19 protein-coding genes are annotated in these 22,946 nt (G+C 29.5%); all 19 read right to left on the bottom strand.

Annotation, left to right across the window (positions count from 1 at the left end; genetic code table 11):
• Positions 1-144: 144 nt before the first annotated feature.
• The 19 genes from BEE63_RS00825 to BEE63_RS00915 all read right to left on the bottom strand — a co-directional run bounded on the left by BEE63_RS00825 (position 145) and on the right by BEE63_RS00915 (position 22,907).
• Positions 145-2,190, bottom strand: a complete 2,046-nt coding sequence (locus tag BEE63_RS00825) for a methyl-accepting chemotaxis protein (RefSeq protein WP_081312421.1) — start codon at positions 2,188-2,190, stop codon at positions 145-147.
• Positions 2,191-2,355: 165 nt separating this feature from the next.
• Positions 2,356-4,047: a two-component system histidine kinase PnpS gene (gene pnpS, locus BEE63_RS00830; RefSeq protein ID WP_066019577.1), complete on the bottom strand. Its 1,692-nt coding sequence runs from the start codon at positions 4,045-4,047 to the stop codon at positions 2,356-2,358.
• Positions 4,048-4,049: 2 nt separating this feature from the next.
• The gene (locus tag BEE63_RS00835) at positions 4,050-4,751 is read right to left on the bottom strand and encodes a response regulator (protein WP_066019578.1); all 702 of its coding nucleotides are present in this window, start codon (positions 4,749-4,751) and stop codon (positions 4,050-4,052) included.
• 21 nt (positions 4,752-4,772) lie between these two features.
• Entirely contained in the window at positions 4,773-5,483 is a 711-nt protein-coding gene (pgeF, locus tag BEE63_RS00840; RefSeq protein WP_066019579.1) for a peptidoglycan editing factor PgeF, read from the bottom strand.
• A 147-nt stretch (positions 5,484-5,630) separates the two neighbouring features.
• Positions 5,631-6,764, bottom strand: coding sequence for a GerAB/ArcD/ProY family transporter (locus tag BEE63_RS00845; RefSeq protein WP_242874630.1), 1,134 nt, complete (start codon positions 6,762-6,764; stop codon positions 5,631-5,633).
• Between the two features lies 1 nt (position 6,765).
• Positions 6,766-7,920 carry a Ger(x)C family spore germination protein gene (locus BEE63_RS00850; protein ID WP_066019580.1) on the bottom strand — a complete coding sequence of 385 codons (1,155 nt, stop codon included), beginning with the start codon at positions 7,918-7,920 and terminating at the stop codon, positions 6,766-6,768.
• Between the two features lie 29 nt (positions 7,921-7,949).
• Positions 7,950-9,560 (bottom strand): spore germination protein, encoded by a 1,611-nt coding sequence (locus tag BEE63_RS00855; protein WP_066019581.1) that lies wholly within the window; start codon positions 9,558-9,560, stop codon positions 7,950-7,952.
• A 118-nt stretch (positions 9,561-9,678) separates the two neighbouring features.
• On the bottom strand, positions 9,679-10,899 hold the full coding sequence (locus BEE63_RS00860; protein WP_066019582.1) for an iron-containing alcohol dehydrogenase: 1,221 nt from the start codon (positions 10,897-10,899) through the stop codon (positions 9,679-9,681).
• A gap of 531 nt (positions 10,900-11,430) precedes the next feature.
• Positions 11,431-11,886: a transcriptional regulator NrdR gene (gene nrdR, locus BEE63_RS00865; RefSeq protein ID WP_066019583.1), complete on the bottom strand. Its 456-nt coding sequence runs from the start codon at positions 11,884-11,886 to the stop codon at positions 11,431-11,433.
• A gap of 63 nt (positions 11,887-11,949) precedes the next feature.
• Positions 11,950-12,213 (bottom strand): YlmC/YmxH family sporulation protein, encoded by a 264-nt coding sequence (locus BEE63_RS00870; protein WP_066019584.1) that lies wholly within the window; start codon positions 12,211-12,213, stop codon positions 11,950-11,952.
• Between the two features lie 313 nt (positions 12,214-12,526).
• Complete coding sequence (gene sigG / locus BEE63_RS00875; RefSeq protein WP_066019585.1) at positions 12,527-13,300, bottom strand: RNA polymerase sporulation sigma factor SigG; 774 nt, start codon at positions 13,298-13,300, stop codon at positions 12,527-12,529.
• A 73-nt stretch (positions 13,301-13,373) separates the two neighbouring features.
• Entirely contained in the window at positions 13,374-14,081 is a 708-nt protein-coding gene (sigE, locus tag BEE63_RS00880; RefSeq protein ID WP_066019586.1) for an RNA polymerase sporulation sigma factor SigE, read from the bottom strand.
• A gap of 18 nt (positions 14,082-14,099) precedes the next feature.
• On the bottom strand, positions 14,100-14,900 hold the full coding sequence (gene spoIIGA, locus BEE63_RS00885; RefSeq protein ID WP_066019587.1) for a sigma-E processing peptidase SpoIIGA: 801 nt from the start codon (positions 14,898-14,900) through the stop codon (positions 14,100-14,102).
• Between the two features lie 246 nt (positions 14,901-15,146).
• Positions 15,147-16,265, bottom strand: a complete 1,119-nt coding sequence (gene ftsZ, locus BEE63_RS00890) for a cell division protein FtsZ (protein WP_066019588.1) — start codon at positions 16,263-16,265, stop codon at positions 15,147-15,149.
• Positions 16,266-16,283: 18 nt separating this feature from the next.
• Complete coding sequence (ftsA, locus tag BEE63_RS00895) at positions 16,284-17,546, bottom strand: cell division protein FtsA (RefSeq protein ID WP_066019589.1); 1,263 nt, start codon at positions 17,544-17,546, stop codon at positions 16,284-16,286.
• Positions 17,547-17,698: 152 nt separating this feature from the next.
• A complete protein-coding gene (locus BEE63_RS00900) occupies positions 17,699-18,976 on the bottom strand; it encodes a glycosyltransferase family 2 protein (RefSeq protein WP_066019590.1) in 1,278 nt (425 codons plus the stop codon).
• Positions 18,977-19,117: 141 nt separating this feature from the next.
• Positions 19,118-20,176 carry a type IV pilus twitching motility protein PilT gene (locus BEE63_RS00905; RefSeq protein WP_066019591.1) on the bottom strand — a complete coding sequence of 353 codons (1,059 nt, stop codon included), beginning with the start codon at positions 20,174-20,176 and terminating at the stop codon, positions 19,118-19,120.
• A gap of 266 nt (positions 20,177-20,442) precedes the next feature.
• Positions 20,443-21,138, bottom strand: coding sequence for an RNA polymerase sporulation sigma factor SigK (gene sigK, locus BEE63_RS00910; RefSeq protein WP_431732482.1), 696 nt, complete (start codon positions 21,136-21,138; stop codon positions 20,443-20,445).
• 170 nt (positions 21,139-21,308) lie between these two features.
• On the bottom strand, positions 21,309-22,907 hold the full coding sequence (locus tag BEE63_RS00915) for a penicillin-binding transpeptidase domain-containing protein (protein ID WP_066019593.1): 1,599 nt from the start codon (positions 22,905-22,907) through the stop codon (positions 21,309-21,311).
• Positions 22,908-22,946 lie beyond the last annotated feature (39 nt).

Consider the following 22,946-nt stretch of genomic DNA (forward strand, 5'->3'; position numbering starts at 1 on the left):
TTAACCTACCTCCAAAGATATATAGATTAGTAATTTATTTTTTAGAAACCCTTTTGGGTTATCTCTCATCTACAAGTACAATAATACATTGTCAATGTTAATCAAGTATTATAGTAATGTTAAGTAAATTTAACATTCCAAATTTTACAATTTAAATTTACTTATATGACTCTCTAGTTCACACGAAGTATCATCCAGATTTTTTATTACACTATCAACTTCCTTTGTGTAATTATATTGCTCTTTCATAATTTTACTTATTTCCTCTATTAGAGTGTTAAATTCACCATAAAACTCTCCTATTTCGTTAAATTCATGGTAAATATTTTGATTTTCTGAGTTAACATAGTTTACACTTTCGTCAATGTGCTTTATATTGTTATTTATCTCTTCAACTAAATAAAATACATTTTTATAATTTACTCTTGTGTTTTTAATTGCAGTTATTTGATCTTTATAATCACTATTTAACGAGCTCATTTTAACTCTTGTATCTACGATTTTAGTATTTACATTATTAAGTATTTTATCTATATTATTAATTTGCATTTCTATATTTTGAGATAATTTTTTTATTTCAGAAGCAACTACACTGAAACCTTTTCCAGCTTCTCCTGCTCTAGCGGCTTCAATTGAAGCATTTAGTGAAAGTATTTTTGTCTTTTTAGATACCTCTGTGACCAAATTTATTATATATTTTATGCTACTTGTATTTTCCTGAAGTTCTTTAAATGATTCATTTACTTCTTTTATGCTTTTTCTAAAAAATTCACTTACATCTATAAGATTTTTTATACTTTCAATACCAATACTATTAAAATCTTTTATGTCTTCCGATAAAAGAAGCATTTGGCCTGAAGCTTCCTTTATCTTTTGAGTTTTAACACTGATGCCCTCAAAAGTATCAAAACCATTTTGAAGATCTTCACCAATTTTTAAGGAATCTCTAGAAACTATCTGCATATTTTTGTTTATATTCTCCATACCATAAACTGTACTTCTTTGTGTATTCTTAACTACAGAATTTATTTCTATGAGTTCATTTGATACATGCTTTATTTGCATTAATAATTTTCTAATACTTGATATCATATAACCAAAGGCTTTAGACAATTTTCCAACTTCGTCATTGCTTTCTATTTCATTTTTAACATTCAAATTACCTTTAGAAATTTCTTTAGTAGCGGCAATAAGTCTTCCCATTGGCTTAAAAATCATTTTAATTATAACTATCAAAAGAGGGATAGCAATTATAATTGATAAAATTGCTATTATAATTATAATTAAGCCAATTTCCTTTGGTATACTTTGAAGACTTTTTTCACTGCTGCTCAAAACAAAAACTAATTTCATTTCAGGAATACTTGTTAAAGCTGCAAAATACTTTTTGTTATTAAATGTGTAATTTATAGTCTCATAGTTTTTTCTTGAAAAGAAGTTTTTTCCTTCTTCAATTCTTTTTATTTGGGGCACACTACTTTCTTTGTTTATATAATACTTTTGGGGATGATAAACTATTTTATTATTTGAATCTACTATAAAAACATATCCGTCTCCCATATACTTAAAATTATCAAATCGCTTTGAAAAATAATCTACATATATAGTTTTTCCAACTACACCTAATATATTCCCATTTTCATCTTTAACAGGACTTACAAAAGTTATAACAGGTTTACTTGTCATAACAGAAATATAAACGGAACTCATAGAATTTTCCCCTTGTAAAGCTTCTTTTATGTAATCAAAATGTGAGTAATCATATCCTAAATAATCGTCACTACTTGAAACTGTAGTAATTCCATCTGCACCTGTAAAAAATATATTTTCTGTATCACTTTTGTCTGTATAATCTCCCTTAAACTTATTCTTCAAGTTTACAGCTTCACTGCCAAGTAGTGCTCCACTTCTGCCAATTTTGGCTTCTACAATACCTAAAGATATTACTGAAGAATCCTTTGAAATATTTTGCAATTCATTATTCTGTACATCCATTAGACTTTTAAAATTATTATATATTTCGGAGGAAACTATTTTTGTGTTATTCATATTAAGTTTATAGATATTTGTATAGGTTTCATAATAAATAATTCCATCTGCAGCTGCCATAATAAAAATTATAAGTATTACAACTATAAGCGATATTTTATATGATATTGAAAATTCTTTTTTTACATTTTTTAAATTCATGCCTCTTCTCCTTTGCAACAAATTGATATATATATAATAATTTAAAAAGGTTAAAGACAATTTACATAAAGTTAATGTTATGTTAAATATACTAAAATAGCTTCTTCTTAAAAGAATTTTATCTTTAAGAAGAAGCCATTTTAAATTATATGAGCAAATCCTATTCTATTTTTCGTATGGTATAGTAATTGTGAATTCACTTCCAGAGCCAACTTTGCTTTGGATGTCTATATTTCCGTTAAAATTCATAACTATATGTTTTACTATGGCAAGTCCCAGTCCAGTTCCACCATTAGCTCTTGAACGTGCCTTATCAACCCTATAAAATCTTTCAAAAATTCTTTTTAAATGATTTTCAGGAATTCCAACTCCACTATCTTTGATAGATATAATGCAATTGTTTGAATCATATTTTTTTCTTATTAGTACTTCTCCACCATTTTCAGTATACTTTATGGCATTATCAACTAAGTTTATGATCATTTGCTTAAATCTGTCACTATCCCCTATTAGCTTAGGCACATCATCACCAACAATATTTATACTTATATTTTTAGCATCAGCAGATCTTGTTAAAAGATGATATACAGCTTTTATTATTTCATTAACATCAAATTTTTCTTTTTTCATGGAAGTACGTACTTCTATATCTGAAAGTGTCAATATATCACTTATAAGCCTTGTAAGTCTATTAACTTCATCATCTATTATATCAAGGAATTCTCCCCTTTGTTTTGCATCATCTACATACCTTAAAGTTTCAGAAAAACCTTTTATAGATGTTAGTGGAGTTTTAAGCTCATGAGACACATTAGCAACAAACTGAGTTCTCATATTTTCTAATTTTTTAATATCAGTTATATCTTGGACAACTGCAACTACTCCTATACGCTCGTACCCATTTATTATATCAGCAGTTTTGATTCTAAGATTCCTCTCTTTGGGCCAGGTAGTTTTTATCTCAATATAGTCATTTATTTCTCTATTAAAAATGTCCTCAAGCTCATAGTTTCTTATACAATCCATGAGTCTTTTACCTATTACATTTTTCCCTATTCCAAATATTTTTTCTGCATATGGATTTATCATTATTATTCTATGTTTTTTGTCTACCGCTACAACCCCACTATCCATACTTACTAATATAGCTTCTAACTTTTGCTGCTTTTCATCGGATTCTTTTATGTTCATTTGAAGTTTCTCTGCCATATCATTAAAAGTTTTACTCAGCTGACCTATCTCATCTTTTGATGTAATCTTAGCTCTTGTTTCAAGTTCTCCCCTGGCTATCCTATAAGTTGTATCCTTAAGTTCTTCAATAGGATTTAAAATAACATGAGAGAGCTTAAAAGATAAAAATACTGCCACAATGATACTTAAAGCTACAACATACATATATAATTCAAAGTATTTTTCTTCAAATCGCTCTATGGAGGAAATTTTAATAGCTGTTCTGACTATTGTACCGTCTTTTCTTGCCTTTGCATAATACAGCACATTACTCTTTAAAGAATCACTGTAACGCATACTATAGCCATCACCATCTTTTCTAGCCTCTACTACCTCTATTCGCTTATTATGATTATCTAATTTTGATTTGTTTACAAAATTATCATATAAAACCACACCGTTTTTATTTATATAAGTAACCCTCATATCGGAACTCTTAAATATCTTGCTAAGATCTACACTATTATTAATATTAATATAATTGCAAACTACAGTATTAGTTCTCTTAAGATTCTGTTTTGTATTTTGTTTATATTCATAATCCTCAATTTTTATAAATAAAACGGTTATCATCAAAATAGTTACAATTAAAATACTCAAATTATATAAAATAAGTTTTTTCTTCATTTTCAATCCCCACTATAGTTATTAAATCTATATCCTATTCCTCTTATGGTTTCAATAAATTTAGGCTTTTTATCATCCTCCTCTATTTTTTGCCTTAAATGCCTTACATGCACATCAACAGTACGGGTCTCTCCAATATACTCATACCCCCATACTTTATCAAGCAAAAAATCTCTAGTCATAACCCTGCCCTTATTTTTGATAAGTACTTCTAAAAGTTCAAATTCTTTGAGAGTAAGTTCTATTTTTTCGCCATCTTTTACTACACTATGCCTCTGAAAATCTATTTGAATATTTCCAAACTTAAAAATTTTATCTATATAATCGATTCTAGTTCTCCTTAAAACAGCTTTTACCCTCGCCACTAATTCCCTTACTGAAAAAGGTTTTGTTATATAATCATCAGCTCCAAGTTCCAATCCCAAAATTTTATCCAGTTCCTCACCTTTTGCCGTTATCATAATTACCGGCATATTTGAAATCACCTGATCTCTTCTTATTTCTCTGCACACATCATAACCATCCATTAATGGCAGCATAAGATCTAAGAGAACTAACCCCGGTGATTCTTCTCTTGCTAGACTTAATGCTTTTACACCATCACTTGCTGTAATAACCTTATACCCATTATTTTCAAGATTGAATTTTATGAGTTTAACTATATGCTCCTCATCATCTACAACAAGTATTTTCTCACCAGCCATAATACTCCTCCTGAATTGTAATTATTTTTTTATTATAAAAGAGAACATTCTTCCTGCCTTTATACCATCTCTTCTATATGAAAACATCTTATATTCTTCTGAACACTTAGTACATATACCCAAAGAATTTATATTTTTAACATTTACGCTTTCACATTGTTTTATTATACATTTTTCTAAATCAAGTTTACCATTTTTGTATATTGCCTCATTCTCATAAATGGGTTCTTTTTTAAATCCCTCTAGTGCTTCCTCTCCAAATTCATAGCAGCAAGATTTATTATGTGGTCCTATATATACTACAATGTTTGAAGGCACACATGAGAATTCTTCTTTCATTTTTAAAATTGTCTTTTTTACAATTAAATCTCTAGTTCCCTTCCAACCACTGTGTACTGTTGCTATTACACCTTTAACCTTATCATATATAATGACTGGTACACAATCAGCAGTAAATACTCCCACTGCAATATTTTCTTTATCTGTAACAAGGGCATCCCCTTCCTTAATCCCTTTATTTGAATCATAATTTAAAATAATGCTGCTATGAATCTGCTTTAAATATCCAACATCCTTAACATGAAACCACTTTTTTAGGTTATTTACATTGCAAATTCCCTCTTTTGTATTTATATTGAAATTTAAATTATTTTCAGCAGTTGAAAAATACACCGCTATATTTTCGTCTTTAATTTCTAGAAAACTATACTCATCTACTCTTTTTATATTCATAACAATTACCTCTATATTATTATATTATTTTTCTTAAACCTTGTATTATTATAATACTTATTTTAACATGATTTTAACAATGAAAACTCAAATAACTTAAAATAAAAAATTAAGGATTTCGTAAATATTTGCGAAATCCTTAATTTTTTATTTAGCTTTAGAAAATATTTTCTTAATAATTAAAGTCAAAAATAGTATTAAAGGTACTCCAAAATCAATCGGAAGAGAAATATACTGCCACACACTCTCTCTTAATTTTAAAAATAGTACTTTATCATGACCTATATAATATGTAAAAATTATCATCATTAAGCCAAAAGTAACAATAATAAATGGTTTTTTCTTTTTTATTCCAGTTGTTTGCTTAAAAGCCTCTACAGAACATAAAGATAAAATTCCTGCTTGAATCATTATACTCCAATACCACAGAGAAACCATAAATGATTCAAAACGATGTAGATATTGAGTAATCTGAATAGACCTTACAAAATCCATACTAGCAATACGCATTAATGACACAACATGAGGTCCCATAACCATCAATTCCACAACAAAATAAAAAACAAATAAAGATCCGCCAATGAACAAACCAGAAACTGCTGCACTCCAAACTTTTTTTCTCTCATGTACCAGTGGTAAAATCATTGGTATAAGTATTTGAGATATACCTACAAATGTATCGCCTTTTAAACTTGATTTTAATACAGGCACAACCCCTGAATCAAAAAAAGGTGTAATTCTGTAAATATCTATTTCACTTAAGGAAGCCATAAAAACAATCAAATAAAAAATTATAGCCATCTTAAAAGCAATAACAGCTGTTCTTGCAATAACTTCTGGTCCCTTCCATACTAAATAACATATTATAAAAACATGCATTATGGTAACTACCAAAAATGGTGTTTGTGGAAGTAAAAAATCACTAAGATGATGAATATACATTGATATTGAACTAGAGGCACTAAGAAAAAAATGCACTGTAAGTATTACTCCCATAATTTTCCCAAATACTCCTCCTAAAAGCTCTTGACTATACTCCACTATTGTTTGATTGGGAAACTTTTGTCCTATGTAAATTGCAATAAGAATAAATGGCAGTACGGTAAATAAACTTATAATACCACTTATCCACATATCATGACCCACCTCTCTGGCTAAAATACCGCTTCCATAATTGATTGTTGTAGGCCACATAATACAAATCAAAATATCTCTAAATTGTTTACTATTAATGACTTCCTTTCCCTTGGTCATATTACTTCTTGCTCCTTTATTACACATTTTATTTCATCTTTAATCGCTGCAAAGGCTTTGCTAATGATACATGATTTATATCCACTTTTACCACTAGATTAGTATCAGACTTTTCAAAAAGTTTATCCCATTTTGAGGATATTTGATGCCATTCATTCTTGTGCTGTGTATGCAGTATGCGGCTTAAACCTAAAAAGTCTATTTGCATATCTTTTGATGCAGCTACTGTATATTGCATATCACTACTTATGCTCATCTCCAATGCTCTTTCTAATTCACGCAATTTTTTCTGATCATTAAAATTAGTAGAGCATCCCTGTTCTGTTATAATAGCACTAACTTTAACCTTAATTGTAAAGTGCGGTACACCATTTTTCACATAGCTTTTAATGGATGATTTAGCACTTTTAATTTCCAGAGTGACAGGTTGATGATCATATGGACAACTAACAACCATTATAGAACCATTCATTTTATTTTTAATCCATAAAAGTCCCCTTGTTTCCTCCTCATTTAATGGATTATACAATTTAGTGCCTTTAAAAACATATGCACCACTTGTTTTCACAGCAGTCTGTGAATTTGATTTATCTACAATAATTCTTGAAGTTACCGGACTTACATATGGGTCAATACAGTCCTCAAGAAAATCTTTAAGCATTATGCTATAGGATTTACCAGTTAAATTGTTAGTTTCAATTATTTTTTCTAAAGATATAGCCGGATCTTTTTCCATTACTGGCTCAATCTCAAGAACTTTTTCTGCTTCACCTGGAGTAACTGCAACTAAAGTTCTTAAACGAAGCTCAGGATTTCTAGTAAAGAAGTCAAATATTTCAAGAGTATTACTTCTTGCAAGTTGCTCACCTATAAGTATTATTTTTATATGAGACCAGAATATACGACGTGAAGATTTTGCAGCCATATTACGTATTGCCTCAAATACTGTTTTTCCCTTGCTTGAAACAATCCAGAAAGGTTTAGCCTTACCGGTTCCAGAGCCGGATGACGTTTTGCTATAGGTCTCTGGGCTTGCAATTTGTGCCGTTACTTTAAATCCATCATCAGTCTTATCTATCCCAACACTTAATACAAAAGCAAGCTCATTGATTTCTCTAGCATTCCAGCAGCCAGTTTGTAAAAGCGAAAATACAATAATTAATCCAAGAGCTATTTTTCTCATCTACATTTCTCCCTCACTTAAAAATAGAATCATTTATCTTTATTTTTTCTACTAGAATGTGCTTTGGGTTCTGGTTTCATATTAAGTCCAGTCTTTCTATTATATTTACGTGAAATATAATTAGGCAGGCCAATCATTTTCCACCAAGGCTTTCTTATCATAATATCTCTAGACTTATCTTTGTTTGCCGATACAAAGGGCTCCATGTAATTTACACCAAAAGAGCGCAGACTATTTAAATGAATAATTATTATACTTAATCCTGCTAAAATCCCAGGTAAACCAAGTATCGAAGCCATAAGCATCAAAGGAAATCTAATTAAACGTCCCGAAGCTGCTGCATCAAAAGCTGGAATGGCAAAAGAACTGATTCCTGTTAATGCTACGACAATTACCATTGCCTGTGAAACAATACCAGCCTGAACTGCCGCCTGACCTATAACAAGACCACCTACTATACTCACGGCCTGACCTGCCTGCCTTGGCAGTCTTAAACCTGCTTCTCTTAAAATTTCGAATGTAGCTTCCATCATAAATGCCTCTCCTATACTTGGAAAAGGTACGCCTTCACGTGAAGCTGCAATTGATAGTGCCAGTGTAGTAGGAATCATTTCCTGATGAAAACTCGTTAAAGCAATGTACATTGCGGGGAGGACAACTGAAATAAAATAAGCCGTAACCCTAATAAATCTTGTCAGAGAGCCTACAAGAAAACGCTCATAATAATCATCTGCTGCTTGCATAAACTGAAAAAAAATTGTAGGAACTATTAAGACATAAGGAGTTGTGTCTACAAGAATAGCTATACGTCCTTCTAATATTGCCGCAGAAGCCTTGTCAGGACGTTCACTATGTTCTATTTGAGGAAATGGAGACATAGGAGTATCTTCTATTAGTTCTTCAATATAACCACTTTCAAGTATGCCATCAATTTTAATTCTTCCCAAACGATTTTGAACTTCATTTATTATACCTTCCTTGGCTATACCTTCAAGATAGACCATTAATATTGTCGTTTTAGTTTTTGTCCCTATCTTAAATGATATCATCCTTAAATCAGGGCTTTTAATTCTTCGCCTTATGAGAGCAGTATTATTTTCTATATTTTCTGTAAAACTATCCTTTGCTCCTCTTATGGAATTTTCAGTAGTCGGCTCCCCGATAGCCCTATCTTTCCATCCTGTGCTTCCAACTATAAGTGCTCTATTTATTTTGTCCAAAAACAGAATTGTATTTCCACTAATAAGTTCATTTATTATATTATTAACATCAGTTTCTTCACTTAAACAAATATTAGGTATACCATATTCTTTTATCATCTTAAAAAATTCATCGCTATCTTTAACATTATTAAATCTGTCATTTAACATCAAAGCTCCAATAACCTGTTCATTAATGAGTTCTCTTTCAGCCAGACCTTTAATCAAAATTACTGCTGCCTTTATTTTCTTTCCTGGATTAATGGTAAATTCTCTGACTACTATGTCACCCGCAAAACCCATTATCTTCTTTATTGTTTCAATATTTGATTTTAAATCTGAGGAGAGTTTTATATGATTCAATGTTTTTTTTTCTAATTTTTGATTTTGTTTTATAGCTTTATCCTTCATTGCATTATGGAAATATTTCAAAATTGACATGATGAAACCTCCTAGACTATAATTACAAATCTAGTATGCTCAATATAACAAAAATTATTTGCATTTGAGCGTTGACAAAAAAGATGCCGCAGAAATATCTGCAGCATCTTTATCTCTATTATTTTTTATATAATTTCAAACTTCTAACAAGCTTTTCACACTCATTAACACTTATTATTTTAGGCACAGGATAATCAGGATTGCCTTCCTTAACAGCCCTTTTGGCAATTAGAGCTATATCATTTTCTTTTAACTCTTTAATACCTAGTGGAATATTCATATTTTTGTTCATATCTTTTATTTTTGCTATTAATTTTAAAGCTAAATCTTTTTTAGATTCATTCCTGTCTCCTAAATTTGCATAAGTAGCTATTTCAGCTAACTTTTCATACGCTGCCTCTCCATAATACTCCAGCACTTTAGGAAGTATTATAGCATTTGCTAAACCATGAGCTACCCCATATAATCCACCAATACTGTGAGCTATTGCATGAACATAACCAACATTTGCTCTAGTAAAAGCTTGTCCAGCATAATTAGATGCTAAAAGCAGTGCACTACGTCCGTCAATATTATTTCCATCATTATATACATTTTCTAAGTTGTCTATTATCATTTTTGATGCCTTTAATGCTTTATCATTTGTAAAATCGGTACCATTTTTACCTATATAAGCTTCAATAGCATGAGTTAATGCATCCATTCCTGTTGAAGCAGTAAGATGCTTTGGAACTCCAACAGTTAATTCTGGATCTAGTATTGCAAAATCCGGCATAAGCTTAAAATCTGCAATTGCATACTTTTCATGAGTACTAGAATCAGTTACTACTGCTGCAACTGTAGCTTCTGAGCCACTTCCCGCTGTAGTAGGTACTGCAAAGAATGGTGGTATAGGTTTTTTTACTTTTAAAAATCCCCTTAAATCTTTAATTTGTAAATTACTGTTGTTAGCTCTTGCCCCCACTACCTTGGCACAATCAATGGGTGACCCACCACCAATGGCTACTATTGCCCTGCAGTTATTATTTTTATAAATTTTTAAACATTCTTCAATATTCTCTATAGTAGGATTGGATTTTACAGTATCATAAACTCCATAGATTATATTGTTTTGCTTTAACTTTTCAAAAAAATTATTGATTAATCCTGATCTCATTATAGTTCCACTTACTACAATTAATGCGTTATTAATATTCTGGTCTTTCATCAGATCAGGAATTTTATTCACACTGCCTGTACCAGATATTAATTTAGGTTCTTTGAATTTTGCTAACTTAGTACCAGTCTTAACTACTGCTTGAAATGTTCTATAATACGCTTTTTTTAATGTCCAAATCATATAATGCATCCTCCATATTCATCTCTTCTAATTTATCAATATCTCATTATTTTTTCATCATATGCTTTTAAAATCTAACCGTTATCATTTACAGCTGAATTAGTAATTTTTAAATCCTACTATTCTTTAGCTGATTATTTTGTATTATTCACACTTATAATTATAATGTATAATACTACTAAATGTCTAACAATTTCCAAATTACTATTGTGATTATTACAAAAAATTAATAACATTCTAATAATCTTATGTAAACACACTACTTAAAAGTTTCTCTTAATGAAAAAAATTAATACGGTAAATATTGACTTAGTGCTGTAGAAGAATTGAAAAGTAGAAATGTATATTATATATCTACACCTTCAGTAAACTTATGTAAATTAGGAAAGTTTTACTTTGATTTTAAACTAAACAGAGCAATAGTATTTGGGAACAGTTTGAATACTATTGCTTCTCAATATTTAGTGTATCAAATCCATAAAATTCTACTAAAATTGTAAAGTATAATAATACTAATGCAAATTTAGTTACTTATTTTTTATTCACAAGATTTAATATTTCCTCCATAAAGGTATTTATGTCCTTAAATTGTCTATAAACAGAAGCAAATCTCACATAAGCAATTTCATCTATCTCTTTAAGCTTTTCCATTACCATTTCACCAATAGTATCAGACTTTACTTCCGTTAGCATTTGATTACTTATAGCCTTCTCAACTTCAGACGCTATATTTTCTATCTGCTGCCTTGAAACCGGCCTTTTTTCACAGGACTTTATGAGCCCATTTATTACTTTAGACTTATCAAAAAATTCTCTACTAGAATCTTTCTTTATAACCAGTATAGGTATATCCTCTACTTTTTCATAAGTTGTATATCTTTTGCTACATTTAAGACATTCACGTCTTCTTCTTATTGCCATATTGTCTTCGGTAGATCTAGAATCTACTACCTTACTTTCAGCATATCCACAAAATGGGCACTTCAAAGCTCTCACATCCTTTGTTAAAGAATACATTTATTTAATTATACACTTTTTAAGGATAATTGTTCAATCTTTATCTTCAAATAAATTGTCACCATTTACAAGTATAACATCTACACCTATTTTTTGTATATCTGACCACTGAATTTCTATATCATTATCCTTAGAAAACCAGCCTCCAACTTTTGAACCTGGAAGTATTATAGATATTATTTTATAGTTATCGATATCAATCCTTAAATCTTTAATAACACCTAACTTTGATCCTGTATTGATATCTATAACTTCCATTGATTTCATAGCATTTAAAGAATGTAATGAAACATTCATACTCATCACCCCTTATATTAACATAATTAATATGTTTAAAGATATTCTAAGCTCTATATAGGATATGATTAAGCAAAATAAAAAATACAAAAATTAACAATATATTTTTGCCATATATAAATAGGGTTTTCATATAATTACTAATCCATATCATATATAAATTAATAATTAATTTGAAAACCCTATGTATAGTAACTAGCTCAGTCGTTAACTAAAATCAACTTAATGCCATTTTTTAAAAGTGTTACTCTAAAACATATTTAAATTATATTTGCATATAAACACCTATTAAAACAAATTATAATTTAACTTATTAAACGTATTTTCTCATATGCTTAAGAGCAGTTTTTTCTAACCGTGATACTTGAGCTTGAGAAATTCCAATTTCATCTGCAACTTCCATTTGAGTTCTGCCATCAAAAAATCTCATGTTTAGTATCATTTTTTCTCTATCACTCAACTTTTTCATGGCTTCCTTAATTGATATATTTTGAAGCCAACTTTCGTCTAAATCTTTATTATCACTTATTTGATCCATTACATATATGGCATCACCATCATCATGATATATTGGTTCAAATAGAGAAATTGGATCTTGAATAGCATCTAGAGCAAAAATAACTTCTTCACGTGGTAGTTCAAGTTCTTTTGCAATTTGAGATACCGTTGGTTCTTTATTGTTTTTGCTTATAAGTTTATCCCTTACTTGAAGTGCTCTATATGCTATATCCCTAAGAGATCTACTTACTCTTATAGAATTATTATCTCTTAAATATCTTCTTATCTCACCTATAATCATTGGAACCGCATAAGTAGAAAACTTTACATTTTGACTTAAATCAAAATTATCTATAGACTTTATAAGACCTATACATCCAACTTGAAATAAATCATCTGCATTCTCACCTCTATTATTAAACCTTTGAATAACACTAAGTACCAATCTTAAATTTCCTCTGATAAATTTTTCCCTGGAAGTTTTGTTGCCATTCCGCATGCTAATTAATAATTCTCTCATTTCTTTTTCTTTCAAAACGGGAAGTTTCGATGTATTAACGCCGCAAATTTCAACTTTATTTATAACCACTTTATCAGCCCCTTCGAAATAATAGCATTTAAAATTATTCCCTCAGATGAGCTGTTTTATACTAAAGACAAACTTATAACATTTTGTTTATTTCTTTTTTTAATCTTTTAATTATTCTTTTTTCAAGTCTTGAAATATAAGATTGTGATATACCAAGCATATCTGCAACTTCTTTTTGAGTCTTCTCACCAACTCCCGTGAGACCATACCTAAGTTCAACTATTTTCTTTTCCCTTTCATTTAATTTTCTTAATGCAATTACTAAAAGCTGCTTGTCAACCTCACCCTCTATTAGATTATAAACACAATCATTTTCGGTTCCTAATATATCTGATAAAAGAAGTTTATTTCCATCCCAATCTATATTAAGCGGTTCATAAAATGAAATTTCCGCTTTTACTTTGCTATTCCTTCTAAGATACATTAATATCTCATTCTCAATACACCTTGAACCATATGTGGCTAATTTGATTTTCTTTTGAGGATCAAATGTGTTTACAGCTTTAATGAGTCCTATAGTACCAACGGAAATTAAATCCTCAACACTAACTCCTGTATTTTCAAATTTTCTTGCAATATATACTACAAGTCTTAAATTTCTTTCTATAAGTATTGATCTTACACTTTCATCTCCCTTTACAAGCCTATTTACTAAATCATCTTCCTCATCTTTTGTAAGTGGAGGTGGAAGCGCATCGTTTCCTCCGATATAGTACAGCTTGTTAGAAAATATTTTTATTTTACATAATATTTTGCTTAGAATCAGTAATAGATACTTCATAATATCCCCCCCATTATATTAAATACTCCCTCTTGACAGAAGTGCATTATAATCATTTAAATCACTTAATTTATTATCAATTAGAGCTATAATAGCATTCCTAACTTCTATCTTATTCCCTATGTATATTTTCACATAAGTAGGTTTAAACGCTTCAAGCTTTCCCATATTTCCATTTACTAATCTAAAAGGCACATAATATTTAATAGAATCATCCCAATCTATGTTATTCATTAAACTTTTCTCAACAATAATTACGGGAAGATTCGTAATTGGCTCCCTAAGTTCATTCCCCGTATCTAGAAAAGCTTCTACTATCTTTTTACTATTTTTAACGCATATTTCTATTTTGTATGTTAACTTTTGTGTAAGTTTTCTGTCATGTATAAACCATATAATTCTATTTGCAAACATATATATAATCATAAGTGATATAATAATTAATTTGTAAGATATATTTCCCATATACACATTAAAAAAATTATTTTGTAAATCATTTAATTGGATAAAAAAACATATCCCAGCCGTAAGCATTGAATACATAATAAGTATTGATATAGCTTTTATATTAAATATTAAATTCTTTTTTCTATATGCAATTATTATCATTAAGAAAGCAATAATTATTTTAAAGATCAATCTTGAAAATATCTTAAGTTCAGGCATTACCAAAACTATTACATAAAGTCCTCCTAAGATTCCTCCTAGAATTAAATATTTCATACTAGCTTTTAATCTTAAAGTTTCTGATGTCACATAAAGCAGAAAAGTATTTACTATTGAATTTTCTAATATTAGGACATCCAAATACACAACCACTTTTTTCCACCTCCCTAGATTATTATATTACTTGTCCGCTTAAAATTTTGTCATTTTATACCATAGAAATTAAATTTTTAACTTTGAATTTTTGATAATAAATGTACCTATATATCAGTTAGTATCAATTTCCCACAATAAATTTTTACATAAAAAATATGGGATCTGTAATTCAAAAAAACAAAAATAGACCCTATAATTTATTTTGACTTCAATAAATTATAGAGCCTATCTTCTTACTTAATTTTAATATTTGCTTCTATTTTGTCTTCTAAGAAATGCAGGTATATCTAAATCATCTTTAGCTGAATTATCAAAGCTTCCTGTGTTATCAAGTGCACTAGCAGCTTCCTGTTGAGGTTTAGGTTCCTTAATATCTTTCTTAATATCTTTCTTCACTGCATCTACACCTTCATCTTCAAATCCAGTAGCAATAACAGTTATTCTTATCTCATCTTTTAAATTTTCATCAATAACAGCTCCAAATATTATATTAGCATCTGGATCTGCTGCCTCTTGAACTACTTGTGCAGCCTCATTTATTTCAAGTAGACCTAAATCTTCACCACCTGTAACATTTAGAAGCACTCCTGTTGCTCCGACAATAGATGTTTCCAAAAGAGGACTTGATATAGCCTGTTTTGCTGCATCACTAGCTCTTGTATCGCCTGCTCCTCTTCCTACACCCATATGGGCAAGACCTTTATTTATCATAACAGTTCTAACATCCGCAAAATCAAGATTTACAAGACCAGGAATAGTTATTAAATCTGATATTCCCTGAACACCCTGTCTTAAAACATCATCAGCTAATTTAAAAGCTTCCACAAGGGTCGTTTTCTTATCTACAATAGCAAGTAATCTCTCATTTGGAATTGTAACTAAAGTATCGACTCTGTCTTTTAAATTTTTAATTCCCTCTTCAGCATGCAACATTCTTTTTCTACCTTCAAAAGGAAATGGCTTTGTAACAACACCAACTGTAAGTATGCCCATGGACTTTGCTATCTCCGCAACTACTGGAGCAGCACCGGTTCCAGTTCCTCCGCCCATACCAGCAGTTATAAATACCATATCGGCTCCTTTTATAGCTTGAGATATTTCATCTTTACTCTCTTCTGCAGCCTTTTGACCTATTTCAGGATTTGCACCTGCTCCCAAACCTTTAGTGAGCTTATCACCTATTTGAATTTTCTGTGATGCTTGTGAAAGAGTTAATGCCTGCTTATCTGTATTTATGGCAATAAATTCTACATTTTTTAATCCTTCTACAATCATTCTATTAACCGCATTATTACCTCCGCCACCGCAGCCAATTACCTTTATCTGAGCAAACTGTTGAACATCAACATCAAAATCAAGCACAATATATTACCTCCCTCATTAAAAAAGATCTGTAAGAAAATCCTTTACTTTTGAAAAGACACTTATTTTCTCTTCATCTCTCTTAACATTCTTATTCCATAAATTCTTGTCTTCATTTTTACAATCTTCTTTATCATTACTAAATAAATTACTACTTTTCATATTATAACCTATATCACTCACAATTCCAACTGCTGAAACATGCATTGGGCTAGAAGCACCTACAAAATTTGATGAACCTATTCTTACATTTTTGTCCATGATTCTTCTTCCAACGCCTACAGCACCTTTTATCAGTGCAACACCCCCACCTACAATTACAACATTTGTTACTTCATTATAATAATTTTTACTTATTAATTTCTTTCTTACTAATTCATATAGCTCTTCAATCCTAGATTGTACAATTAACTTTAAAAAGCTATAATCCACATTTACATTTCCATTGTATGGCACTTTAATATTAATTTTCTCATTACCATCGTCACTATTAGGTTCAATATTAGCATACTTTATTTTTATTTTTTCAGCCTCTTCAAACGGTATTTTTAAACCTAGAGCCATATCCTTAGTTATGCTATCTCCACCTAATGGTACATTATCAATATAAACTATGTTATCATTTTTAACTATAGCTATATTAGTATTTTCAGTTCCTACATCTACAAGTGCACATCCAATTTCTCTTTCATGCTTAGTCAAAACAACATTTGAAACAACTTTTGGTTCAAAGCATAAACCTTTTACATTATATCCAGCTTTGTTCACACTCTTAATAAGATTATCGACAATATTAGAGTTTACCGTAATAACTTGAACATCAGCTTCTAACTTTGTCCCGCTCATTCCTACAGGGTCCTTTATATTATCGTAACCATCCACAATAAACTGTTGGGGTTCAACTCCAATAATTTCTCTACCAGATGCTACTGATACAAATCTAGTAGATTCAATGACTCTCTTCACATCACTACTAGTTATTACTCTGTCATCTGAAGATACTGCTACTACGCCTTTATTATGTATAAGCTCACTTATGCTTCCATGGAGTGCAACGTACACATCATCTAAATTAATGTCTACCATTTTTTTTAACTTTGCCATGCAATTCCGTATAGACCTGGCTGTACTATCTATATTAACAACAATAGATTTTTTTACTCCATCACATTTTGAAGAAGTTACGCCTATAATTTGAACCTCTCCTCGTTTTGTTATCTTACCTAATGCTATACATATTTTGGATGAACCAACGTCTATTCCTATAATATAATTATTCATAAAATTAAAATCCCCCCTAACAGAGAAGCACAGTTATTATATTCAACAAAAAAATAAGATTTCCTTTTATTATTGTAAAAAATATATTAAAAATTATACATAAATAAAAAAAGGATACCTAATACGATACCCTTCTTCCACTTAAAACCAAGTTAATTAGCTTTTTCTAAATCTGATATATCAACACTTCTTGTATGCTTTGTATGATTCCAATCCTTATTGTTTTTCTTAAGAATACCTATAACCGCTATTGGAAGCCATGTTATAAGATATATAGGGTAAAGTATAACATAATACCATATCACTTTAATGTCTAATTTCTTATCAAGTGCCAATAGAAATGGTGTATATATGTATTGAATCACTGCAAGTAATGATACTACTACTTTAAATGGAGTTATACTAAAAACAGTAGTATTATTAATAAATGATGATATATTCTGTGCTGTCATAAAAGTCGTGTCCAAAAGGCTAAAAATTGTTGCCAAACCAAATAAGATAGTTACTACAGGGTTTATACTATATATTGCACAATCAAAAGCAGTAAAACTCCTAGTTGAAATTGATTTTTTTAAGAGTTTGAAGAAATATCTGCTTGACACATCTGAAAATCCCTGCATCCACCTTATTCTCTGATGCCATGATTGAACAAGAGTAAGCGGCTTTTCATCATAAATTACAGCATCATGCGCCCAACCTACTTTATAACCATTTAAAACAAGTTTACATGTAAATTCTAAATCTTCTGTAAGGCAAGTTGCTCCCCATCCTAATTTCTTTAATATCTCCATTTCAAAACAGCATCCAGTACCACCTAGCTGATTAGAAAGTCCAATATTACTTCTAGACAGCTGGAACATTCTATCTGTAGCCCAAAATGCTATGGAATAACTTCCTGTTATCCAAGAATCTTTAGGATTTTTACTATCCAAATATCCCTGAACAACTTTATAACCTTCACATAATTTTTTATTCATCTCAACTAGAAAATTTTTAGAGGCTAAATTATCAGCATCAAATATTACAACCGCATCATATTTCTTATCCATTTTAAATAATTTGCTGAACATCCATTCTAGAGCATAACCTTTACCTTTTTTGTCTTTATTTACTCTTTCATAGACTTTTGCTCCTTTTTCAAGTGCCTTTTTAGCAGTATCATCGTTACAATTATCTGCAATTACAAATATGTCATACATATCATCGGGATAATCCAATTTATTTAAACTCACAACCATATCACTTATTACAGCTTCCTCATTATGCGCAGCTACCACAAGTGCAAAGGTCTTTTTAGGTTCAAATTTCTTATCATCCTTTTTTCTTATAATTCCAAAGAATGATATACATAGATAATACATCGATATGATAAAAACCGTATTTGCGAAGACACGTGAAATAACATGTACTATAGACTTTACTTCATTCACTATGTATCCCCCCTAAACAAAATTATTTTATCACAAAAATTTATTAAATACTATAAGTATTTTATTAAATTGAAAATTTATTAACTTCTACATTTAATTTTTTATATATATTCCTTAAATTAGGTAATCCTTTTTCTTTTCCTATAATATCATCATTTTAGTTATAAATTCCTTATCAACACTTGATTGTACAGCCATGTCATAAGATATTATTCCCTTTTTATATAAGTCTATTATAGATTTATCCATAGTTATCATTCCATATTTACCACCAGTTTGAATTAAAGACTGTATTTGATGTGTTTTACCTTCTCTTATCAAATTTTGTATTGCTGGGGTAAAAGTCATTATTTCAAAAGCCGCTACTCTTCCAGAACCGTCCTTCTTCTTTAAAAGCTGCTGTGAAATAACTCCTTTAAGGACAGAAGCAAGTTGTGTCCTTATCTGCTGTTGATTATTCTCAGGGAACACGTCAATTATTCTATCTATGGTTTTAGCCGCACCTATAGTATGGAGTGTTGACAAAACAAGATGCCCCGTCTCTGCAGCAGTAATAGCTGTAGATATAGTTTCAAAATCACGCATTTCTCCAACCAATATTACATCAGGATCTTCTCTTAATGCTGAATTTAAAGCTGATACATATGATCTACTATCCTTACCTATTTCACGCTGATTTATTATACTTTTATTGCTTTTATGTATATATTCTATAGGATCTTCAAGAGTGATTATATGTAAAGATTTTTTCAAGTTAAATTCGTTTATAATTGAAGCTAAAGTTGTGCTTTTTCCATTACCTGTAGGACCAGTAACAAGAATAAGTCCTTTATTAACATTTATTAAATCACTCAAAACCTCCGGGAAACCAAGCTCTTTAAATGTAGGTATTTTAAGCGGAATATTTCTAATTGCTATGGCATCCTTTCCCCTATTTTTATATATGTTAACTCTAAATACACCAACTCCACTAAGAGAATAAGAAATATCAAATTCTCCGAGCTCTAAATACTTATTATAATTGTCTCCCAGTAATTCTTTTGAATAATCTACTAGTTCTTCCTCAGTTACTTTATCTTTATCTCTTAAAATTTCAAGTTCTCCATTTATTCTAAGTACAGGTGGCATATTGAAAGAAATATGCATGTCTGATGCTTTTTTATCAACAACTAATTTTAGCAGATTTTTTAAGTTTCCCATTATAATCTTCCTCCTCATGAATTATCAAATATAAAACTTCCATAATATTTTAATATACATGTTCCATAATATATTAAGGAACATGTATACTATGACTAACCTTTTCATAATACACTACAATAAAAAAACATTCAACTTTATAAAAAAATAACTAAATCAATTTCTCAAATATTTAATATCTATATTATTTCTTTATTATGGATAACATTTTAATTATAGATTAATTTTTATATAATTACAATTACATTGTTATATTATGCAAGCTTTTATATTTTACAATTACCATTTAGCTGTCTATATAACTTCTTAAGTGCTCTCTTTTCTATTCTAGAAACATAAGATCTTGATATGCCCAAAATCTGTGCTATTTCTCTTTGATTTTTAGGCTTTCCATCACCAAGACCGTATCTCATCTTAATTATTGCCTTTTCACGACCTTTTAGCACTCTGTTTATTTCAACATATAGTTTTCCTATTTGAATACGGTTTTCAACTATTTCAATAACAGAATCATCATCACTACTAAGTATGTCTATAAGAGCTATTTCATTGCCCTCTTTATCTACACCTATTGGGTCTTGAAGGTAAACCTCATTCTTATTTTTTTTATTATTCCTTATAAGCATCAATATTTCATTTTCTATACATCTTGCAGCATAAGTTGCAAGTCTTGTTCCCTTTGAAATATTGTATGAATCAATAGCCTTAATTAGACCTATAGTACCTATAGATATTAAATCATCAACTTCTTTACCAGAATAAGTATACTTTTTAACAATGTGAGCTACTAATCTTAAATTTCTTTCTATCAATACATTCTTTGCTAGAGGATCACCTTCCTTTAATTTTTTTAAATAATATTTTTCTTCACTCTCTGCAAGCGGCTTAGGAAATGATGCACCGTTACCGATATAAGCTACAAAAAATGTAATACTACCCACTATATTAAATAAACAATACATTACACACACAGGTAATCCTCCTAATAATGCTTACAAACATTAAACCAAAGCCAAATTTGGATTTTCGGTTTTTTATAAGCCTTTTACTCAAATCTTATTTTTTATCATATAATTTGGGTTAAAAACCTATCTATTTATATTATTCATAAAGAGTGAACTTTGTTACTTTTTTATTTATTTAATTCACTAACTATATCTTTAAATATAGGAGCCGCTTCAACACCACCACTTGAATTTTCATCTATCTCTGGTGTAAATACAACAGCAGAATAATTTACTCCTTTTAAATCAAAAAATCCTATAAACCATCCATCTACATGTTTGATATTATTAGAACTCATTCTTTGAGCAGTTCCTGTCTTTCCCCCTATACATTTATTACTAACATAAGCAAGTTTACCTGTTCCATTTTTGTCTGTCAGCACTTTTTTAAATTGTTCTTTCATTATATTGGCAGTACTTTCTTTTATAACTCTTTTACTGTAGATTTCATTTTCCTCTAACTTACTATTTATTACATAGGAATCTATTATATGCGGCTTTACATATACACCTCCATTAATTATCGTATTGGGTATTGAAATCACTTCAATAGGTGTTACTCGTATGCTCTGTCCATATGAAAGCAAACTCAAATTTCCCTCGTTATTTGGATCATAACTATCCATCCTTCCAGAAGATTCTAAGTCAAAATCTAAAACCTTATTAAACATACCTTGATTTTTACTAAGTTCATATATGTTATTAAAACCAGCTAAATGCCCTATATTTATAAAAACATCATTAGATGATATTATAAAAGCTTGTTCTGGTGTACAATAATCATAAATCCTATCCTCACTGAATTTACCTGTATTTTCTATAGGTTTATTTAAATCTAATTTTCCCGTTTCAATAGCAGCTTCTTCTACTATGGCTTTAAATATAGAACCTGGATAATATATACCACTAACACCAAGATTTATATTTGAAGCATACTGATCTTTTTGAGCCATTGCTCTTATAGCACCATTATCACTCTCCATAACAATTGCTGATATTTGTTTCAGTTTACTACCATTTAAAATATTTTGTACTTTATCATTCATATCCTTATTTATAGTAAGCTTAAGTTCTGATTTATTACTATTCATCCCATTCTTTGAAGAAATAAGATTACCATTTGCATCATTAACAAAGCTCTTCATAGGAAATTCTGAATTTTTAAAATTATTATATACAGTTTTTTCTATAGAACCATTACTCTTAAAGTTTTTATTGTTTTTATCCATAGGGTTTGTAATAATATTACATATATCAGGGGCTTTATCTCTATTAACCTCATCAACAAAATAAACATATATGCCGTTTACCTTTTTAAATTTTGAAAGATTATTATATGTTGATTCATTAATGCTCCAATAAATTTTACTTGATTTATTCTTTATATTTATGTCAGTTAAATCGTATTTATCATTATAATTTTTCAAAATGTATGAAAGAGCATACAATTCCCTCTTATTTGTTTCACTATTATTTCTAGTAAAAATATAAGGATTTATGACTACATAATATTTTCTATTATAAGAAAGCATATTTTTACCATTACAATCTACTACATTATAATTTATATTTTTAACCTTCTCATAAGAAGTATTTTGTGCACTATAATTAGTTTCCAAATCTTTACTATAAACATTCATAATTAAATAAAGTCTTAAAATTACAAAAGAAAACATAGCAAATATAATAAAACATACTACGATACATCTGTTTTTATTTTTTACCATAAAAAAACACCTCACTTTAATCAATTTTAGACTAAAATT

The organism is Clostridium pasteurianum (genome assembly GCF_001705235.1).
Taxonomy (GTDB): domain Bacteria; phylum Bacillota; class Clostridia; order Clostridiales; family Clostridiaceae; genus Clostridium_S; species Clostridium_S pasteurianum_A.